Source organism: Halolamina salina, from assembly GCF_042678005.1.
Lineage (GTDB): Archaea > Halobacteriota > Halobacteria > Halobacteriales > Haloferacaceae > Halolamina > Halolamina salina.
In genome coordinates this window covers 1-5,238 of the sequence record NZ_JBHUDH010000111.1, presented here as the reverse complement: position 1 = coordinate 5,238, position 5,238 = coordinate 1, and the positions used below count along the sequence as shown (strand labels likewise).

At 69.3% G+C, this 5,238-nt stretch carries 4 protein-coding genes; 2 read left to right on the top strand and 2 right to left on the bottom strand.

Annotation, left to right across the window (positions count from 1 at the left end):
* Both ACFR9S_RS09900 and ACFR9S_RS09895 read right to left on the bottom strand, forming a co-directional pair.
* A partial coding sequence (locus ACFR9S_RS09900) for a TetR/AcrR family transcriptional regulator (RefSeq protein ID WP_379818529.1) occupies window positions 1–540 on the bottom strand: 540 nt, incomplete at its 3' end.
* Window positions 541–588: 48 nt separating this feature from the next.
* Window positions 589–1,017, bottom strand: coding sequence for a DUF7575 domain-containing protein (locus ACFR9S_RS09895; protein WP_379731643.1), 429 nt, complete (start codon window positions 1,015–1,017; stop codon window positions 589–591).
* A gap of 158 nt (window positions 1,018–1,175) precedes the next feature.
* Between ACFR9S_RS09895 and ACFR9S_RS09890 the strand changes: the two genes are divergently transcribed.
* Both ACFR9S_RS09890 and ACFR9S_RS09885 read left to right on the top strand, forming a co-directional pair.
* Window positions 1,176–4,709, top strand: coding sequence for an MMPL family transporter (locus tag ACFR9S_RS09890; RefSeq protein WP_379818528.1), 3,534 nt, complete (start codon window positions 1,176–1,178; stop codon window positions 4,707–4,709).
* A partial coding sequence (locus tag ACFR9S_RS09885; protein ID WP_379818527.1) for a TrmB family transcriptional regulator occupies window positions 4,709–5,238 on the top strand: 530 nt, incomplete at its 3' end. The genes ACFR9S_RS09890 and ACFR9S_RS09885, both read left to right, overlap by 1 nt.

The window sequence follows — 5,238 nt, the reverse complement described above, 5'->3', positions numbered from 1 at the left end:
GTCGCCGCCGGTGACTCGGCGGGTCATCGCGCCGGCGACGACCGTGCTCAGAAACTCCGCGACGCTCTCGGGGTCGACCTCGCGGAAGGCGCCGGCGTCGATGCCGTCGGCGATCACGTCGACGAGTCGGTCGCGGAACACTCGGTCGTGCTCGGCGAACTGCTCGCGGTAGCGCTCGTCGTGGGCGGCCTGCGCCCGCAGTTCGACCATCGCGGCGGTGAACTCCTCGTGCTCCGCGGCGAGGGAGGGGGCGAGCATCGCGTCGAGGACCGCGTCGAGGCGCTCGACGGCGTCGCCGTCGGCCGTCTCGGGCACCGACGCCTCGTGCTCCTCCAGCATGAACTGGAGGAACGCCAGCAGTAGTTCGTCCTTGTCGTCGTAGTGGTGGTACAGCAGCGACTTGCTCTTCTCGAAGGACTCGCTGATCCGCTGGATCGTCAGCCCCGCGTAGCCGTGTTCACACAGCGCGAGATACGTCGCCCGCATGATCGACTCGCGGGTGCTCTCGGGGTCGGCGAGGAACGGTGGTGTCTCCCCCATGTCGATCGAATGTTCAGTCCGGAGGATATGGGTGTCGGTCGTGAGGCCTCACTCGGAGTCGGCCGCCGGGAACTCGGTCGTACACCAGTGACAGAACTCGAGGTCGGCGTCGACCTCCTTCCCGCAGTTGGGGCAGGTGACCATCCCCGGGCTCTCCTCGGAGACCACCGGCACGTCGACGTCCGGCGTCACGTCGCGATCGGTGCGGTTCCGGTAGGCCAGCAGGAACGCGTCGAACGCGCCGGCGAACTGGACGGCCATCGTGGGGTACAGCGCGGTGCTGTCGGCGATGGCCTCGCCCGAACTCATCGCCATCAGCGTCCCCTCGGGGACGAACGCGAACGTCACCGCGAACGCCAGCGCCAGCCAGCCGACGCCGCGCAGCCAGCGCCGCAGGTAGAACTGGCCGAACCCGGTCGCGATGGTGCCCAACAGCCCGGCCAGGAACGGCCGGAGTCGCTCCGGAACCAACGACATACGCCCCCTCAGCGGGCCGCCGGGGAAAGCGCTTCCGTCTGCTTCCGGTCCCGATGTTGAACGAGCGTTCACCGAGTCGGAAGGGTTATGGCGCGGCTGTTAGTACGATAGTACAGACAGATGATTGGCCAGCGTGTGGCGGACGAGCGGAGGTGCGGATGAGAGGGGTCGACGCCGTCGTCGACGCCGTGATGGACCACAGCCGGGTGGTGATCGCGGTGATGTTGGTGTTGACCGTCGCCATCGGCAGCGGCGCGGCGATGGTCGAGCAGACGTCCTCGCTCGACCAGTTCCAGACCGACTCGCCGGAGGGCGAGGCGCTGGACTACGCCGAGGAGAACTTCTCGACCGGCGACGGGGACACCACCACCGCGCAGGTGATACAGCGCGACGGCGACGTGTTCGACCAGTCGTCGCTCGTGGGGATGCTGGAGTACCAGCAGACGCTCCACGACAACGAGACGATCAACGCGACGCTGTCGGGCGACCAGCCCAGCACGAGCATCGCGAACGTGATCGCGATCACGGCGATCAGCGCCGAGGAGGGCGAGGACGTCCAGCGCACCGCCGCCGAACTGCGGGCGCTCAACGAGAGCGTCAGCGAGGAGCGGGCGGCGATCCGGGAGCGCAACGAGACGCTGACCGCCACCGCGGGGCTGCTGCGTGAGTCGCTGACGGCGCTCCGACAGAACCCCGACGCGAGCGTCGAGGCCGCGTTCGCCGACGTGCGCGCGAACACGAGCGTCGAACTCGACGAGGAGGACGCCGCGACGTTCGAGCGTGCCGCCGAACAGCTCCGGAACGCCTCCTCCGAGGCCGAGGCACAGGAGGCGTACCGTCTCGGGACGCAGGGCGTGCTCGAAGACGAGTACGCCGCCCTGCAGGAGCGCTCCGCGGCGCTTCAGGAGGACGCTGAGCGACTCCAAGAGCTCGCCGACCAGCTCGAAACCGAGCGCCAGCAGTACGAGAACGCTTCTAACGCCACCCTCGAGGAGCAGCAGGAGCAGCTGCGCTCGATGAACGAGTCGGAGATCCACGACACGATCCAGACCGTGCTCGGCGAGGACGCCGGCGGGAACGGCGGCGACGGTCCCGGGCCGTTCGCCCTGATGCCGACCCACTACGAGCCCGGATCGACCGAGGCCAACGCCACGATGCTGATCGTGACGATGGAGGGTGACGGCTCCGCGGCCCAGGGCGCCGCCGGCGAGGACGTGATCGACGCCCAGCTGGCGATGCAGACGCTCGGCGGGCAGGCCAACGGCGGCGAGTACCTCGTGTTCGGCGCGGGGATCATCAGCGACGAGATCACCAGCTCGATGACCGACAGCCTGCTGATCGTCGGGCCGCTGGCGATCGTGTTCGTGCTGATCGCGCTCGTGGTCGCCTACCGCGACGTGCTCGACATCCTGCTGGGGCTGTTCGGTATCGGCGCGGTGCTCGCGTGGACGTTCGGCTTCATGGGCTGGGCGGACATCGCGTTCAACCAGATCTTCATCGCCGTCCCGGTGCTGTTGATCGGGCTGAGCATCGACTACGCGATCCACATCTTCATGCGCCACCGCGAGGAGCGTGAGAACGGCGGCGAGGGCAGCCCGCGGGGGTCGATGCGGACCGCGCTCGTCGGCGTCGGGATCGCGCTGATCTACGTCACGGCGACCACCGTGATCGGGTTCCTCTCGAACCTGACCAGCCCAGTGCCGCCGATCCGGGAGTTCGGGATCGTCAGCGCCGCGGCGATCACCGCGGCGCTGCTGGTGTTCGGCCTGCTGATCCCGGCGATGAAAGTCGAGATCGACGAACTGCTCGAAGCGCGCGGGTACGACCGGCGCAAGCGGGCGTTCGGCACCGGCGGCGGCGCGTTCTCGTCGGTGCTCGCCGTCGGCGCGACCGCCGCACGGAAGAGCCCCTACCTCGTGATCGTGTTCGCGCTGGTGCTCAGCGCGGGCGGCGGCTACGGCGCCACACAGGTCGACACCTCCTTCGAGCAGTCGGACTTCATCGCGGAGGACCCGGCCGACTGGATGAAGGAGCTGCCCGAACCGTTCGCGCCGAGCGAGTACACCGCGAAGTCGAACCTCGACTACGTCAACGACAACTTCCTGCGACAGGACTCGCAGGCCCAGATTCTGATACGGCCCGACGGCGGTGATCTCACCGACGACGACGCGCTCCAGCGGATCGCCGACGCCAACGCGCTCGCCGCGGAGAACGACGACGTGACACAGACGCTCTCCAACGGGGAGCCGCGGATCGAGAGCCCGCTGTCGGTGATGGAGGCCGTCGCCGAGGAGAACGACTCCTTCGGCGAGCAGTTCGCCGCCGCGGACACCGACGACGACGGCGTTCCGGACCGCAACCTCGGCGCGCTGTACGACCAGCTCTTCGAGGCCGCACCCGACCGCGCGTCGAACGTCATCGACCGCGACGACGGCGAGTACACCGCGATGCGGATCGTCGTCTCCGTGCAGGGCGGCGCGAGCGGCGACGCGGTGACCGAGTCGATGCGGGACGTGGCCGACGAGGTCGACGGCGAGGGGCTGCAGGCGACCGCGACCGGCAGCGCGGTCCTGAACGATATCGTGCAGGACCAGCTGCTCGAGACCGTCGTCGAGAGCCTGCTCATCACGCTCGTGGCGACGTTCGTCTTCCTGATGATCGCCTACCGGATCACCGAGGGGAGCGCGAGCCTGGGGGCGGTGACACTGCTCCCGGTCGCGTTCAGCGTGACGTGGATCCTCGGCACGATGCACCTGCTCGACATCCCGTTCAACGTCATCACGGGGATGATCACCAGCCTCACGGTCGGGCTGGGGGTGGCCTACAGCATCCACCTCTCCGAGCGGTACAACCAGGAGCTGGAACGTACCGGCGAGATCTGGACCGCGATGGAGCGAGCGGTCACCGGCACCGGCGGCGCGCTGCTGGGATCGGCGGCCACGACGGTCGGCGGCTTCGGCGTGCTGATCTTCGCGATCCTGCCGCCGCTGCAGCAGTTCGGCCAGATCACGGGGCTGACGATCGTCTACGCGTTCCTCGCGAGCGTGCTGGTGCTGCCCTCGCTGCTCGCGGTCTGGACGCGCTTCGTCGGCCCGGACGGGGTGTTCCCCGAGTCGGCCGACGATGACGGCGACGACGGTGATGGCGACGCCGACGCCACCGACGCTGACGACACGGGGTCGGCCGGCACGTCCACCGAAGTCGCGAGGCAGGGTCCCCGTGCCGAACGCCGCTTCGACCGCTCGGTCGTCGGTCCCGACGGCACGGTTACGGTGACGATCGAGACGGCGGGCGTCGAGGGCCGTGTGGTCATCTACGAGCGCACGGGTGGGACGCCGTCGATCGAGTCCGCGACGCCCGAGCCGATCCGACACGTCGAGACCGACGGCGTGCTCTCGGTCGCGCTCGAAGGTGAGAACCCGACGCTGCAGTACACGACGACGGTGCCCGAGGGCGCCACGGACGGTGAGACGTTCACGTTCGACGGTGCGGTCGTCGTCGGCGGCGAGGCGTACAAGACCGACGGCGACTACGAGGTGTCGGTCGTCTCCGACGTGTTCGAGCGCGTCACCGCCTCCGGCTCGGTGTCGGCGGCGGACCTCGCGGACGCCTACGACGGGTTCGAGCGCGAAGAGCTCACCGAGGCACAGCTCAGCCGGATCAATCAAGCCTGGACCCGCGAGGAGGAGTGATGGACGACGCCGACGCCGCGAACGCGCTGACCGAACTCGGGCTGTCGACGTACGCCGCCCGGACGTTCGTCGGCCTCCAGAAGATCGGCGTCGCCAGCGCGAGCGAGGTCGCACAGGTGACGGACGTGCCGCGATCGCAGGTGTACGGCGCGACCGACGAGCTGGAGGAGATGGGGCTGATCGACGTCCAGGAGGGCTCGCCCACGCGCTACCGGGCGGTCCCGGTCGACGAGGCCCGCGAACTGCTGTACGACCGGCTGCGGTCGAGCGCCGACGCGGCGTTCGACCACCTCGAAGCCGTCCGGGGCCAGCACACCTCCTCGGACGACCGCGAGGCCATCTGGACCACGGAGGGGCGCGAGAACGTGACCGCCCGGATCACGTCGCTGGTCGCGGGCGCCGACCGCGAGGTACTGTTCGCGACCAGCAATCCGGCGCTGCTGACCGACGACGTGGCCGACGCGCTGGTCGAGGCCGCCGAGGCGGGCGTCGACGTGACGGTCGCCAGCGCCGATGCGGCCGTGCGCGG